This window comes from Nakamurella lactea DSM 19367, assembly GCF_000426645.1.
In the GTDB taxonomy this organism is placed as follows: Bacteria; Actinomycetota; Actinomycetes; order Mycobacteriales; family Nakamurellaceae; genus Nakamurella; species Nakamurella lactea.
Genome location: NZ_AUFT01000020.1, coordinates 95,157 through 108,584 on the forward strand (window position 1 = coordinate 95,157; position 13,428 = coordinate 108,584).

The following is a 13,428-nucleotide window of genomic DNA, read 5'->3' on the forward strand; positions in this document are numbered from 1 at the left end:
CGAGCGGACCGGCGGAGAAGGGACGATCAGGTGCCACGATTCAAGGCGCTCGACCACAGCAACCTGTGGATCCGGGTCTGCCAGTCCGTGCTGTACCCGCTCACCAGGGTGGTCGGCAAACGCGACTACCGGGGAATGGAGCGGTTCAACCGGCCCGGCGGGATGCTGGTGGTCGGCAACCACATCTCGCACCTCGACCCGATGTACGACGTGGTGATGATCCACAAGGCCGGCCGGGTTCCGCACGTGCTGGCCAAGGCCAGCCTGTGGAAGATCCCGGTGGTCGGCCGGGCCCTGCGCGGCACCGGTCAGATCCCGGTCGAGCGCGCCGCCGGCGCCGGTCAGTCGGCGGTCGAGACGGCCCGGCAGACTCTGGACGACGGCGGCCTGGTGCTCATCTATCCGGAAGGCACCGTCACCAAGGAACCCGACTTCTGGCCGATGCGGCCGCGGCCGGGGGTCGCGGTGCTCGCCATGGCCAGTGACGCCGCCGTGGTACCGATCGTGCATTGGGGCACCCAGGACGTCTACAACTCCTACGCCGAGGGCAGCAAGCTCAAGCTGGTCCCGCGGCAGCGCGTCATCGTCGCAGTCGGCCCGGACATCGACGTCTCCGCCTATCGCGGCCGGCAGAGCGACCCGCGGGCGATCATGGAGGTTTCGATGCTCATCATGAACACCATCGCCGACCTGCTCGCTGAGATCCGGGGTGAGCAGCGCCCGGCGCAGCTGTTCGATCCGAAGAAGGCGGAGCGGCAGGCCAGAAAGGGCCCCACTTCCGGTGATTCGCCCGGCACCTCCGCAGGCCCGGAAGACGGCGGCCGTTGACCACAGCTGCGGTGCCGGTGGGTGATGGCAGCCTGCAGCGGATCACCGTGCTGGGCGCGGGTGCCTGGGGCACCACGTTCGCCAAGGTGTTGGCGGATGCCGGCCGCGACGTCACCTTGTGGGCCAGGCGGGAGGCGATCGTCAGCGCCGTCAACGGAACCCAGCGGAACCCCGCCTACCTGGGTGAGATCCCGCTGCCGGCGGGCATCGTTGCCACCGGTGCGCTGGAGGAGTCGCTGGACGGCGCGCAAGCGGTCGTGCTGGCGGTGCCGAGCCAGACCCTGCGGGAGAACCTGGTGGTGTTCCGCGACCTGCTGCCGCCCGAGGTGCCCATCGTGTCGTTGGCCAAGGGCGTGGAGATCGGCACCGGCCTGCGGATGAGCGAGGTCATCACGTCGGTCGGGCATGTCCGGCAGGACCGGATCGTGGTGCTGTCCGGTCCGAACCTGGCCAAGGAGATCGCCTGTGGGCAACCCACTGCCACCGTGATGGCCTGCACCGACCACGAGACCGCCGTCCGGGTCCAGATCGCCTCGGCCGGCGGCTACTTCCGCCCGTACACCATCACCGACGTGATCGGCACCGAGATCGCCGGCACCACCAAGAACATCATTGCGTTGTCCACCGGCATCGCCGAGGGCCTCGGCTTCGGGATGAACACCTCGGCGTCCTTGATCACCCGTGGCCTGAACGAGATGACCAGGCTCGGGGTCGCACTCGGCGCGCAGGCGCCCACCTTCGCCGGCCTGGCCGGCCTCGGCGACCTGGTAGCCACCTGCTCGTCGCCGTTGTCCCGCAACCGCCGGCTCGGGGTGCAGTTGGGCAGGGGGATGACGGTGGAGCAGGCCCTCGAGCACAACGGCGAGCTGGCCGAAGGGGTGGTCAGCTGCCGGTCGACCAGGGACCTGGCGCACCGGCACGACATCGAGATGCCGATCACCGAGGCGGTCTACCAGGTGTGCCATCGGCAGGCCCCGCCGGAACAGATGATCAGATCGTTGATGGACCGGCCGCCCACCCCGGAATGATCACCCCGGCCGCACTTTAGGGTGGTCCCATGACTTCCGCAGCTGATCTTGATCCACCGACCGGGCCGACGACGGCGTCGACCGCTGCCGGACGGACCGCTGCCGGGCGGATCTCCGTCGCGGTGGTCTTCGGCGGCCGCAGCGGCGAGCACTCGGTGTCGTGCATCTCGGCCGGCGCGGTGATCGGGCACCTGGACCCGGCGAAGTTCGACGTCACCGCGATCGGTGTCACCCCGGCCGGGAACTGGCTGCAGGTGGACCCGTCGACGGTGGCCGCGGTGGAGGGCGACCGGCTGCCCGAGGTGACCGACGGGCGGCCGGTGGTGCTGCCGCCGGATCCGACGAGCCGCTCACTGCGGGCGCTGACCGGCCCTGACGGGGTGGCCCCGGAACCGATCCGCTCGGGGATCGCTGTCGACGTGGTCTTTCCGGTGCTGCACGGTCCGCAGGGCGAGGACGGCACCATTCAGGGACTGCTGGAACTCTCCGGCATCCCGTACGTCGGTCCGGGCGTGCTGGCCTCGGCGGCCGGGATGGACAAGGAGTTCACCAAGAAGCTGCTGGCCGCCGAGGGACTGCCGGTCGGCGACTATGCCGTGCTGCGGGCCGGTGTGACGACGTTGCCGCTGGACGACCGGGAACGCCTCGGCCTTCCGGTGTTCGTCAAACCGGCCAGGGCCGGCTCGTCGCTGGGCGTCACCAGGGTCGACGATTGGTCGGAACTGGACGCGGCGATCCATCAGGCCAGGCAGTCCGACCCCAAGGTGCTGGTCGAAGCCGCGGTGATCGGCCGGGAGATCGAGTGCGGTGTGCTCGAGCTGCCGGACGGCACCCTGCGGGCCTCGCCGCCGGCCGAGATCCACCTGGCCGCCGAGCAGCAGTTCTACGACTTCGACGCGAAGTACCTGGACGACGCGGCCACCTTCGACATCCCGGCGCGGTTGCCGGAGGGGATCACCGAGCAGATCGGCGAGATGGCGATCGCCGCGTTCCGGGCCCTGGACGCCCAGGGCCTGGCCCGGGTGGATTTCTTCGTCCGGGAGACCGGCGAGGTAGTGGTCAACGAGGTGAACACCATGCCCGGCTTCACCCCGATCTCGATGTACCCCAGGATGTTCCAGGCGGCCGGCATCGAGTTCGGCGAGCTGCTGGAGACGTTGATCGCCACCGCCGTCGCCAGGGGCACCGGCCTGCGCTGAGAGAGTGTGCGGCGCTACCTGGCGCTAACCGTCGACGGTCGGGTGCAAGGTGCCGTCGGTGCAGATGTGTCCCTGGGCGTCAGCGGTCGACGGGAGCACGCCGCTGATCACCGACGACAGCTCCTGGATCGGCCCGGTCCCGGCGTTGTCCGGCAGCGTGACGGCGATCCGCACCGGTCGGTCGGCCGCCAGGTAGGTGGTCTGCCCGCCCTCGCTCTGCTGCAGCCACAGCACCCCGGGCTGGCCGTTGGCGTTGGACAGCTGGACCAGTCCGGCCGAGCAGGTCAGTTCCTGCGGGGTGGGCAGCCCGCAGCGCAGCGTGATGGCCGGATCGCCCCAGGCGGCGACGCCGGTCGGCGAGCCGATCACCTCGCGTCGGGCCGAGCCGGCCAGCTGCGCAGGCAGCGCCGTCATCAGCGCGGTGCAGTTCTTGCCGCCGGCCCCGGGGGCCGGGGCGGCACCTACCGCCACCGGTCCGGTGTCGCCGGCCGGCTGTGAGTGTGACCAGATGACGCCGCCGACGATCACCGCGACCACCACCACGATGACGAACGACAACACGCCGATCAGCCGGTTCCTGGTGCCGCCCGCGGCACGGGCGGCCGGGGAAGTGGGGCGTTCGGTCACTTAGAGGTGCACGACCGGGCAGGTCAGGGTCCTGGTGATGCCGGAGACGCCCTGCACCTTGGCGACGACCAGTTTGCCGAGCTCATCGACGGTGTTCGCCTCGGCGCGGACGATCACGTCGTAGGGGCCGGTGACGTCTTCGGCGCTGGTGACGCCGGCGATGTCGGAGATCGCGGCGGCCACCGAAGCGGCCTGCCCGACCTCCGTCTGGATGAGGATGAAGGCTTGCACCACGGTGTGCCCCTTTCGTCGGTCGCGCCGGGTCGACATGTGCGCTGTGTGCTGCGAGCGTAACCACTGCACGCGGCGGCACGCCCGGCGGGGACGGATCTGACGCCAGGGCTCCGCGGGATGCGGCACCATGGTGGACGGCCGATTCCGCACGGCTGCCAGCTGCCTCACCCGAAGGAGTCCTCATCAACGTTCCGTCTTCGTCCCAGAGCGCCGACACCCTTGCCGCCACCGGCGAGTTCGCCGTCATCGCGGCGGTGACGGCCGAGCTCGAACAGCCGGCCACCACCGTGCTCGGCCCCGGTGACGACGCGGCCATTGTGGCCGCGCCGGACGGTCGGCAGTTGGCCAGCGTCGACATGCTGGTGGACGGCGTGCACTTCCGCAGCGACTGGGCCTCGGCCGAGCAGATCGGCCGGCGGGCGGCGCTGGCCGCGATGGCGGATGTCGCGGCCATGGGCGGCCGGCCGACCGCTCTGCTGGTCGCCATATCGGCGCCCGGCAGCACCACGATGCCGGTGGTCACCGGCATCGCCGCGGGTCTGCGGCAGGCGGCCGCGGAGAACGGCGCCGGAGTGGTGGGCGGCGACCTGACCTCGTCGGACGTGCTGACCCTGTCCGTCACCGTGCTCGGTGATCTGGCCGGCGCCGCGCCGGTGCTGCGGTCCGGCGCACGACCCGGCGACATCGTCGCGGTGACCGGTCGGCTGGGCTGGGCGGCAGCCGGATTGGCGGTGCTGAGCCGGGGATTCCGCTCGCCTGCCGTGGCCGTGAACGCCTACCGGGTGCCCGAACCGCCGCTGTCGCAGGGCCCGCTGGCAGCGGCGTCGGGGGCCACCTCGATGATCGACGTGTCCGACGGCCTGCTCGCCGACCTCGGGCACATCGCGGCGGCCTCCGGGGTGTCCGTCGATGTCCGCAGCGCCGCCATCGAGGTGCCCGCCCGGCTCGCCGAGGTCGCCTCGGCACTCGGCAAGAATGCCCGCACCTGGGTGCTGACCGGCGGTGACGACCACGCCCTGGCGGCCACCTTCCCGAGCGGGTCGGCGCTGTTGCCCGGCTGGGTGAAGATCGGCCAGGTCGGTCAGGGAACCGGGGTGACGGTGGACGGCGCCGACTACGAGGCCGACCCGGGCTGGGACCACTTCGGCGGACCGGGACGCTGATGCCCAAGCCGCTGGCGGAGGTGATCGATCCGGGCTGGGCCGAGGCCCTGGCGCCGGTCGCCGAGCGGATCGCCGGCATGGGCGATTTCCTGCGTGCCGAGATCGCCGCCGGACGCAGCTACCTGCCGGCCGGTGAGCACGTGCTGCGGGCCTTCACCCGGCCGATGGCGGACGTCAAGGTGCTGATCGTCGGCCAGGACCCGTACCCGACGCCCGGCCATCCGATCGGATTGTCGTTCGCCGTCGACGCGGCGGTCCGCCCGCTGCCCAGATCGCTGCAGAACATCTATCGGGAACTGACCGCCGACCTCGGAGGGCCGGCACCGGCCACCGGCGACCTTTCGGCCTGGGCGGATCGCGGGGTCCTGCTGCTGAACCGCGTCCTGACGGTGGCGCCCGGAGCGCCGGCCTCACACCGCGGCAAGGGCTGGGAGCCGGTGACCCAGCGGGCGATCGAGGCGTTGGTCGGCCGCGGTGGGCCGCTGGTGGCGATTCTCTGGGGCAGGGACGCGCAGACCCTGCGACCGATGCTGGGCGGGGTGCCGGTGATCGCCTCGGCTCACCCGTCGCCGATGTCCGCCGATCGGGGGTTCTTCGGCTCCCGGCCGTTCTCCCGGACCAATGACCTACTCCGGGAGCAGGGCGCCGGGCCGATCGACTGGTCGTTCTGAACGGTCCCGACCGGCGGGGTTGGCGTCAGCGGGATTGCCCTCGGCGCGGTGGTGCCGGCCGCCCGGCCGGCGGGTGAGCAGCACGACCGCAGCCGCGCCGGCCAGCGAGACCAGGCCGGCGACGGCGGCCGCGTGATCCCAGCCGGCGATCATTCCGGCGGCGGTGCCGCGCGGGTCGGTCGCGATGATGCCGACCACCGTCACCCCGATCGAGGAGCCCAGGTACCTGGCGGTGTTGTTCGCACCGCTGCCCAGCCCGGCCCGATCGGCGGGCACCGAAGCCACCGCTTCCCGACCCAGCCCGGCGTTCAGCACGCCGCTGGCCACCCCGGCGATCACCAGGCCGGGCAGCAGGTCCCAGGGTGAGGCCCCCGGTGCCAGCCCGATCATCGTCAGCAGACCGACGCCGACGCCGGCCAGCCCGATCGCCAGCTGCCGGCTGCCGGTCAGCGCCGCCGGCAGCCGGCGGGCCAGCAATGCGGCGACCACGCTCAGCCCCGACCAGATGGCGAGCAGGCCGGCCGCCTGCAGGGTGCTCATCCGCAGGGTGGTCACCAGGAACGTGCAGGCGAACGACATCAATCCGATGACGCCGATTCCGGTGGCCAGCGCGGCGATCGTCGCGGCGGTGAACCGGGGTCGGCGGAACAGCGCCAGGTCCAGCATCGGCGCGCGCCGGCGCAGTTCGATCGAGATGAACCCGGCGATCAGCACGGCGGCGGCGATGCCGGTGACCAGCACCACCCCGGCGTCGCGCTGGCGGCCGGCGACCATGGCCAGCAGCAGCGCCACCATTGCGGCGCTCAGCGTGATCGCCCCCGGCAGGTCGATCGGGCGGGGAGCCTCGGCCTTCGACTCGGCGACGCGGGCCCGGGTGACGAGAATGAGCACGGCGCCGATCGGCAGCAGCGCCCAGTAGAACCAGCGCCAGAGCCCGCCCAGATCCAGCAGGCCTGCCAGCAGCGGGCCGACCGTGATGCCGGCGCCGACCGCCGCTCCCCAGACTCCGGTGGCCGCCGCCCGCTGGGCCGGGACGACGAACGCCTGCGCGATCAGACCCAGGCCGGCCGCGATCACCCCGGCCGCGCCGATGCCCTGCAGCACCCGGCCGGCGATGAACAGCGCCGGCCCGCCGGCGACCGCACAGGCCAGCGAACCTGCCACCAGCGCGCCGATCCCGATGACGAACACCCGGCGCCGACCGTGGTCGTCGGCGAGCGCGCCGACGGTCAGCAGCACCGCCGCCAGCCCGATACTCATCGAGCTGAGGATCCAGGTGCGGGCGATCGGCCCGGCCGACAACGCCGCCGCGATGGTCGGCAGGTTCCCGAGCGGCGCGCAGTACACGGCCAGGGCCAGGAAGGTGCCGGCGGCGGCGATCAGCAGGGTGGCTCGGGGTCGCGCGGCCGGGGTTTCGGTGCGGCCGGAGTTCTCCGGCAGTGCGGTTGGCAGTCTGGTCATCAGACCAAACTAGCAGCTTCAGTCTCGTCAGCAGACTGAATTTCGATACCATGCGGGGATGGCACTCGGAACCGGATACGCCCAGCAGAACTGCTCCATCGCCCGCGCGCTGGAGATCGTCGGCGAGCGCTGGACCATGCTGGTGCTGCGGGACTGCTTCTACGGCGTCCGCAGGTTCAGCGATCTGTTGGGGCACCTTGACATCTCCCGGGCGGTGCTCACCGAGCGGCTGGCCAGCCTGACCGATGCCGGATTGCTGGAGCGGCGCTCGGCGGGCGGCCATCCGGAATATCTGCTCACCGCCGCCGGGATCGCGTTCTGGCCGACCCTGTACAGCCTGAGCAGGTGGGGCGAGCGGTACGCCGGCGACGGCGGGCGGACCCGGACGTTCAGCCATGCCGGGTGCGGCGGGGAGGTCGACGATCTCGGCCAGTGTCCGGTCTGCGGAACGACGCCGGGTCCGGCCGATCTGATCGTCACCCTCGTCGAGGGCTCGTCCGGGCACCGCCGATCGGATCCGGTGAGTCTGGCACTGCGTCGCCCGCATCGGCTGCTGCAGCCGGTGACGCCGGTGGCCGGCTAGAGCAGTTCGGCGTCCCAGTCATCGATCGCCCACGGCGCCCGGTCGCCGGGCGCCGCGGCCGGCGCCGCGTCAACCGCCGCGGTCGCCGCGGCCAGCAACGGGACCATCAGCAGTGACGGCCCGGCGATGCCACCGCCCAGCCGCAGCCCGGTGAGCGGCTCCGTCCGCAACAGTTCCAGCAGCCTGCGGTGCAGCACCCCGGGCACGGGTGCGGGGACCAGTACGTATCGCTCGGCGCCCGGCGCGAACCGATGGGCCAGCACGGCGGCAACGGCGCCCGGAATGTCGTCCACCAGCACGGGAATGCCGCGCAGGGCCGACTCCAACACGAAGCCGGTGAGCGCGGCCAGATCGGCGCCGCCGGCGACCCGGAGCTGGGTGGCCGCGTCCGGGTTGCCGACGGTCAACCGGTAGCGGGCGTCGCGTACGGCGGTGGCTCGGCGGATCCAGGCGTCGTCGTCCACCCCGGTTCCGCGACCGGCCGCGTCCACCGGCTCGAGCCCGGTCAGGAACGCGCCGATGGCCGCTGCGGCGACGCCGGCGCCGACCCCGCAGACCGAGCCGATCAACATTTCGGCGCCGGCGTCGAGGTCGGCGGTGGCCGCGTCCCGACCGGCCTGGATGGCCCTGGCCACCTCCTGGGCGGTCAATGCGTCCTCGATGTCGATGCGACCGGACCCCCGGCGGACCCGGTTCCTGCGCACCCCGCCGATCTCGTCGTCGCTGTCGATGGCCAGGTCGATCACCGTCACACCGACCGCCGCCCGGTGCGCCAGCAGTGCGGTGTAGCCCGTACCGGACGCCAGGTCGGCCGCCCGCCGGCGGGTGGCCTCCGGCAGATCGGCCGAAACGTCCTGGGCGGCGATCCCGTGATCGCCGGCGAACACCGTCAGCCGCACCGATGCCGGCGTGATCGGCGGCACCGCGGCGCCGCGAAGGGCGGCGAGAGTGTCGGCGACCGCTGCGAATTCACCGAGCGCGCCGGCCGGCAACAGACCGCGCCGTTCGGCGCTGGCGGCGGCCGCTCCGAGGTCGGGCGCTGGCACCTGCAAGGGGTCGCTGGTCACAGGCAGCACGCTACCGTCGCGCGCCGATGGCACCGACACCCCAAACCCGACCGCCAGTTTGTTAACCGCCGTTAACTTCAGGCACACTGACGGCACCGACCCAGTGGGGAGCCACCATGCCCGACAGTTTGAATTTCGCCGAACCGGCCGAGTACGCGGAGATCCGGGCCGCGGTCCGGCAGATCTCGGCCGCCCACGGGCTGCGGGAGTACGCCGAGCGCGGCAAGCACTCCGAGCCACAGACCGAACTGTGGGAAGAGCTGGGGGACGCCGGCTTCATCGGGATCAACGTTCCGGCGGAGTTCGGCGGCGGTGGCGCCGGGATGAGTGAACTGGCGGTGGTCGCCGAGGCGTCCGCGTCGGTCGGGTGCCCGCTGTTGCTGTTGCTGGTCTCCAGCGCGATCAGCGTGGAGATCCTGGCCCGCTACGGGTCCGCGGAACAGCAGCAGCAGTGGCTGACGCCGCTGGCCGGTGGCCGGACGAAGATGGCGTTCGCCATCACCGAACCGGACGCCGGCAGCAACTCGCACCGGATCACCACCACGGCCCGGCCGGCCGACGACGGCAGCGGCGACTGGTTGATCTCCGGGCAGAAGTACTACATCTCCGGCGTCGAGGAGTCGGCGGCGATCCTCACGGTCACCAGGACCGGAACCGATGACCGGGGTCGAGCGCAGGTGTCCCTGTTCATCGTCCCGACCGACGCCGCGGGACTGACGGCGACCAGATTGCCGGTAGCCGCGCAGATCCCGGACAAGCAGTACACGCTCTTCTTCGACGACGTCCGGGTGCCGGCGGCCGCGCTGGTCGGCACGGCCGGCGAGGGTTTCAAGCCGTTGTTCGACGGGCTCAACCCGGAGCGGATCGCCTCCGCGGCGCTGTGCGTCGGCATCGGCCGGTTCGCCCTGGACCAGGCGGCCGAATACGCCAGGACCCGCTCGGTCTGGGGTGCCCCGATCGGCACCCACCAGGGGGTGTCGCATCCGTTGGCGCAGGCCAAGATCAACGTCGAGCTGGCGGCCCTGATGCTGGCCAAGGCGGCCTGGTTGCACGACCGTGGTGAAGAAGCCGGCGAGACCGCGAACATGGCCAAGGCCGCCGCCGCCGACGCTGCGGTTGCCGCCGTCGACGCCGCGATCCAGGCGCACGGCGGCAACGGCCTGTCGGAGGAGTACGGCCTGCTGCCGCTGTACGGGATGGCCAGGCTGCTGCGGATCGCGCCGGTCAGCAAGGAAATGGTGCTCAACTACGTCGCCCAGCACACCCTGAAGCTGCCGCGCTCGTACTGAGCTCGGGTTGCCGGCGGGACCTGGTGCCCAGCCGACCGGGCGGCCGGCGTCGTGCCTGCTCGCGATCAATCGTCGATCGTTGCCTGCAGGATGGCTCTGATCTTCGCCAGCTTCTCGACGAAGGTCGCGCGGTCGTCACGGCCGAACAGGGCGTCGAACCGACTCTCGATGGCCAGCGTTGTGCGGTCCGCCGTGGTGGCCAGCCGGCGACCGGCGGCGGTGGCCGTGCAGACCAGCACACCGCTGTGCACGGGCGACGGCGCCCGGACGATCAGTCCGCGATCGGCCAGATTCGCCAGCACCGCGCCGATCGTCTGCGGGGTGACCAGGCAGGCCCTGGCCACCTGCGCCGCCGAGATCCCGTTGCCGGCAGCGATAGTGCTCAGCGCGGCGTACTGCGGAACGGTGAGGTGCAACGGTTTGAGTACCTTGGTCTTCGCGGCGATGAGCAGCTGCTCGGTCTGTTTGAGGTGCACGCCGAGCCGATCGCCGGTGGCGGCGCTCGGCCCGTCGGCCCGCCGAATTCCGTTGCTGCTTCCCATACCCACGAGTGTACGGTGGCTGATGAGCATAAGGGGCCTTACTCGGCTCTGCGGGTCTCGAGCCGATGGCGAACCTCGAACTGAAGGAGAACACAGTGCAGCAGCGGAGTCTGGGACAGGGCGGACCGAGCGTCAGCGCCATTGGCCTGGGATGCATGGGCATGAGCTGGGCGTACGGGCAGGCCGAGCAGGACGACGCGGCCAGCGCCGCACTGCTCGCCGAAGCGGTCGAGTCGGGCGTGAGTTTCTTCGACACGGCCGACGTCTACGGGCTGGGAGCGAACGAGGAGCTCGTCGGCGCGGCTCTGGCGCCGTTCGCCGATCGGATCACACTGGCCACCAAGGCCGGCCTGGCTTCACCGGACCGGCAGGCCGGGTCGCTGGTCCCTGACGGCCGGCCGGAACACTTGCGGGAGGCGGTTGACGCCAGTCTGCGCCGGTTGGGCCGCGAGGTGATCGATCTGTACTACCTGCACCGGGTCGATCCGGCGGTCCCGCTGGAGGAATCGTGGTCGACGATGGCCGAGTTCGTCCGCTCCGGGAAAGTGAAGGCGATCGGCTTGTCGGAGGTGACGGTGGCGCAACTGGATGCGGCGCAGGCAATTCATCCGGTGGCGGCCGTGCAGTCCGAGTTCTCGCTGTGGACCAGGGGGCCGGCCGGCGCCGGAGCTCCCGCGGTCGCTTCGGCCGCCGGTACCCCGCGGGACGTCGGGATCGGCGGGCTGAGTGCGGGTGCTCCCGGCGACGTGATCAGTTGGACGGCAGCCAGCGGTGCAGCCTTCGTGCCCTTCGCCCCGCTCGGTCGTGGGTTCCTGACCGGTGCGTTCGACGCCGGAACCACCTTCGCCGAGGGTGACTTCCGGGCCCGCAACCCGCGGTTCGCGGCCGAGGCACTCGCGGCGAATCAGCGCATCGTCGACGAGGTGAAGGCGGTGGCCGAACAGGCCGGCGCCACCCCGGCCCAGGTGGCGATCGCCTGGGTGCTGGCGCAGGGGGAGCACGTCGTGCCGATCCCCGGAACGAAGCGGAGCAAGTACCTGCAGGAGAACATCGGGGCGGCCGCACTGCGACTCGACGCCGAGCAGTTGGACCGGCTGAGCAACCTGCCGGCACCCGAAGGGGAGCGTTACTGATGCGAGAAGCATTGTTGCTGATGGACTTCCAGCACTATCCGGTGCAGGCAGTGCCCGGCTCAGGCGCGGCGGTCGGCGCGGCCCGGCGCGCGCTGGCCGCGGCACGTCGGGCCGGGCTGACGGTGATTCACATCCGGGTCGCGTTCCGGCCCGGTCACCCCGAGATCCCGACCCGGATCCACGCCTTCGACGGCCTGTTGGGCACGGAGGTGTTCAGCGAGACGAATACGCACACGCGTTTCGAGATCGAACCGATCGAGGGCGAAGTAGTGGTCACCAAACGCTTCTACTCGGGGTTCGGGCACAGCGACCTGGACATCGTGCTGCGGGCGGCCGGGGCCGAGCAGGTGACGATGGCGGGACTGGCCACCTCCGGCGTGGTGCTCTCGACGGTGCGCGACGCTCTCGAGCGCGGTTACCGGACGACCGTGCTGGCCGATGCCTGCGCCGATCCGGACCCCGAGGTGCACCGGGTGCTGATGGACAAGGTGATCGCGCCCAACGCCGACGTGTTGACCGTCGATGCCTGGACCCGGACGCTGCCGGTCGCCGCCTGACGAGCATCGGCAGATCGGCGACGCGGCGAAGCCCGCCGGCCGCGCGACCTTGAATTGTCCGTTGTCACCTGCGCGGCTGCCGAGCGCCCGCAGCATCCGTGGCCGTTCGTCTTGCACGTCAAAAGCGTCGATGGCCGGTTACGGGTGGGTTTGACCGGTAGTGATCCGGACCTGGTGGCGCACCATGCCGTGTTGAATGCGTGTCGCGCCAGCGCTTACCGCGCCACCCGGAGACTCCTGTCCAAGATCGACGGTGCGCCCTGGCGGGCCCTGCAGGGCGGGCCAGGCGGCGCTGAGCAGGACGGTGCCGCAGGGCCCCACTGTCGGTGCCGGCTTCTACCGTTGTCTATGCCGACCTGGCCGGGCTGGACGACGGTCGGCAGGAGCGGCCTGTCCGGCGCTGCCGTTTGCGATCGGATGCGGCTTCGCGGATCGCGTCCGTTTGGGTGAAATCCCTTGCGGTGTCGACGATTCGGAGTAGACTAGTACAAACGTACGAGTGGCTTTGCTGGGGGTGGAACGGGTGACGGTCATGGGATCGATAATGAACGCTGCCCGCCCGGACGGGATGGAGATGAGGTTCCCCGGGGCGCAGCGGGGCGGGCTCGAGGTCGAGTTGGCCGGACTGCTCGCCGACATGGGGGACGAAGTGGCTCAGTCGGTGAAGGCGTTCACCGCGATCTTGCGTACCTCGGCCCCGGCTGCCGACCCGGCCGCCCGGATCGAGCGGATCGCCGCGTTGGAGCAGGCCCGAGCCGTGTTGGCGGCGGCGCAGTTGGCGGAGGAGGTGGCGTTCGCCGAGCAGCAACGCGCCGAGCAACTCGCATCCGGTGTTCCGGCGTCGAAGTTGGGCCGCGGCATCGCCGAGCAGATCGGGTTCGCCCGGCGGATCTCCCCGGTCGCCGCGTCCCGGCACGTCGGCCTGGCGGTCACCCTGCGGGACCGGCTCCCCGAAGCGTTCAAACAGCTGTGGGCGGGTGCGGTGTCCGAGGACCAGTGCGCGATCCTGGCGAACCGCACCTCGCACCTCACGGACACCGACGCGA

General features: G+C 71.3%; 15 protein-coding genes. 10 read left to right on the forward strand and 5 right to left on the reverse strand.

The window, feature by feature from the left end:
- The first annotated feature begins 30 nt into the window (after window positions 1-30).
- Genes K340_RS31450 through K340_RS0118835 form a run of 3 tightly spaced genes read left to right on the forward strand, consistent with a single transcriptional unit; the run spans window position 31 to window position 3,055 of the window.
- Window positions 31-828, forward strand: a complete 798-nt coding sequence (locus K340_RS31450; RefSeq protein WP_051266855.1) for a lysophospholipid acyltransferase family protein — start codon at window positions 31-33, stop codon at window positions 826-828.
- Window positions 825-1,856 (forward strand): NAD(P)H-dependent glycerol-3-phosphate dehydrogenase, encoded by a 1,032-nt coding sequence (locus tag K340_RS0118830; protein WP_084614653.1) that lies wholly within the window; start codon window positions 825-827, stop codon window positions 1,854-1,856. Before K340_RS31450 ends, K340_RS0118830 begins: the two co-directional genes overlap by 4 nt.
- A 29-nt stretch (window positions 1,857-1,885) precedes the next feature.
- Window positions 1,886-3,055 (forward strand): D-alanine--D-alanine ligase family protein, encoded by a 1,170-nt coding sequence (locus K340_RS0118835; RefSeq protein WP_084614654.1) that lies wholly within the window; start codon window positions 1,886-1,888, stop codon window positions 3,053-3,055.
- 24 nt (window positions 3,056-3,079) lie between these two features.
- On the opposite strand, the gene K340_RS31455 is transcribed toward K340_RS0118835, so the two are convergent.
- Both K340_RS31455 and K340_RS0118845 read right to left on the reverse strand, forming a co-directional pair.
- Window positions 3,080-3,682, reverse strand: a complete 603-nt coding sequence (locus tag K340_RS31455; protein WP_051266857.1) for a DUF3515 domain-containing protein — start codon at window positions 3,680-3,682, stop codon at window positions 3,080-3,082.
- Complete coding sequence (locus K340_RS0118845; RefSeq protein WP_029137849.1) at window positions 3,683-3,916, reverse strand: Lrp/AsnC ligand binding domain-containing protein; 234 nt, start codon at window positions 3,914-3,916, stop codon at window positions 3,683-3,685.
- A gap of 182 nt (window positions 3,917-4,098) precedes the next feature.
- On the opposite strand from K340_RS0118845, the gene K340_RS0118850 reads away from it, so the two are divergent.
- Window positions 4,099-5,079, forward strand: coding sequence for a thiamine-phosphate kinase (locus K340_RS0118850; protein ID WP_029137850.1), 981 nt, complete (start codon window positions 4,099-4,101; stop codon window positions 5,077-5,079).
- Complete coding sequence (locus tag K340_RS0118855; RefSeq protein ID WP_029137851.1) at window positions 5,079-5,750, forward strand: uracil-DNA glycosylase; 672 nt, start codon at window positions 5,079-5,081, stop codon at window positions 5,748-5,750. Before K340_RS0118850 ends, K340_RS0118855 begins: the two co-directional genes overlap by 1 nt.
- On the opposite strand, the gene K340_RS31460 is transcribed toward K340_RS0118855, so the two are convergent.
- Entirely contained in the window at window positions 5,706-7,211 is a 1,506-nt protein-coding gene (locus K340_RS31460; RefSeq protein ID WP_084614655.1) for an MFS transporter, read from the reverse strand. The two genes, K340_RS0118855 and K340_RS31460, sit on opposite strands and share 45 nt — an antisense overlap.
- Before the next feature lie 58 nt (window positions 7,212-7,269).
- Between K340_RS31460 and K340_RS0118865 the strand changes: the two genes are divergently transcribed.
- Complete coding sequence (locus K340_RS0118865; protein ID WP_029137852.1) at window positions 7,270-7,794, forward strand: winged helix-turn-helix transcriptional regulator; 525 nt, start codon at window positions 7,270-7,272, stop codon at window positions 7,792-7,794.
- Here the strand turns inward: K340_RS0118865 and K340_RS31465 are convergent.
- Window positions 7,791-8,861 carry a nicotinate-nucleotide--dimethylbenzimidazole phosphoribosyltransferase gene (locus tag K340_RS31465; protein ID WP_051266859.1) on the reverse strand — a complete coding sequence of 357 codons (1,071 nt, stop codon included), beginning with the start codon at window positions 8,859-8,861 and terminating at the stop codon, window positions 7,791-7,793. The two genes, K340_RS0118865 and K340_RS31465, sit on opposite strands and share 4 nt — an antisense overlap.
- 128 nt (window positions 8,862-8,989) lie before the next feature.
- Here K340_RS31465 and K340_RS0118875 point away from each other — a divergent pair, with 128 nt between their 5' ends.
- The gene (locus K340_RS0118875) at window positions 8,990-10,150 is read left to right on the forward strand and encodes an acyl-CoA dehydrogenase family protein (RefSeq protein ID WP_029137853.1); all 1,161 of its coding nucleotides are present in this window, start codon (window positions 8,990-8,992) and stop codon (window positions 10,148-10,150) included.
- 65 nt (window positions 10,151-10,215) lie between these two features.
- Here K340_RS0118875 and K340_RS0118880 read toward each other — a convergent pair whose 3' ends face one another.
- Complete coding sequence (locus K340_RS0118880; RefSeq protein WP_029137854.1) at window positions 10,216-10,692, reverse strand: MarR family winged helix-turn-helix transcriptional regulator; 477 nt, start codon at window positions 10,690-10,692, stop codon at window positions 10,216-10,218.
- A 65-nt stretch (window positions 10,693-10,757) separates the two neighbouring features.
- On the opposite strand from K340_RS0118880, the gene K340_RS0118885 reads away from it, so the two are divergent.
- From K340_RS0118885 to K340_RS0118895, 3 genes are all read left to right on the forward strand, one after another.
- A complete protein-coding gene (locus K340_RS0118885; protein WP_051266861.1) occupies window positions 10,758-11,825 on the forward strand; it encodes an aldo/keto reductase in 1,068 nt (355 codons plus the stop codon).
- Window positions 11,825-12,382, forward strand: coding sequence for a cysteine hydrolase family protein (locus K340_RS0118890; RefSeq protein WP_037365610.1), 558 nt, complete (start codon window positions 11,825-11,827; stop codon window positions 12,380-12,382). The genes K340_RS0118885 and K340_RS0118890 overlap by 1 nt, the downstream gene beginning before the upstream one ends.
- Window positions 12,383-12,926: 544 nt before the next feature.
- On the forward strand, window positions 12,927-13,428 hold a 502-nt coding region (locus K340_RS0118895), incomplete at its 3' end, for a DUF222 domain-containing protein (RefSeq protein WP_161632138.1).

What these genes read in the sequence shown, in the direction of transcription:
- K340_RS0118835 (WP_084614654.1), top strand. Translation starts at nt 1,886, where the DNA reads ATGACTTCCGCAGCTGATCTTGATCCACCGACCGGGCCGACGACGGCG.
- K340_RS0118865 (WP_029137852.1), top strand. Translation starts at nt 7,270, where the DNA reads ATGGCACTCGGAACCGGATACGCCCAGCAGAACTGCTCCATCGCCCGC.
- K340_RS0118855 (WP_029137851.1), top strand. Translation starts at nt 5,079, where the DNA reads ATGCCCAAGCCGCTGGCGGAGGTGATCGATCCGGGCTGGGCCGAGGCC.
- K340_RS0118880 (WP_029137854.1), bottom strand. Translation starts at nt 10,692, where the DNA reads ATGGGAAGCAGCAACGGAATTCGGCGGGCCGACGGGCCGAGCGCCGCC.
- K340_RS0118885 (WP_051266861.1), top strand. Translation starts at nt 10,758, where the DNA reads ATGGCGAACCTCGAACTGAAGGAGAACACAGTGCAGCAGCGGAGTCTG.
- K340_RS0118890 (WP_037365610.1), top strand. Translation starts at nt 11,825, where the DNA reads ATGCGAGAAGCATTGTTGCTGATGGACTTCCAGCACTATCCGGTGCAG.
- K340_RS31460 (WP_084614655.1), bottom strand. Translation starts at nt 7,211, where the DNA reads ATGACCAGACTGCCAACCGCACTGCCGGAGAACTCCGGCCGCACCGAA.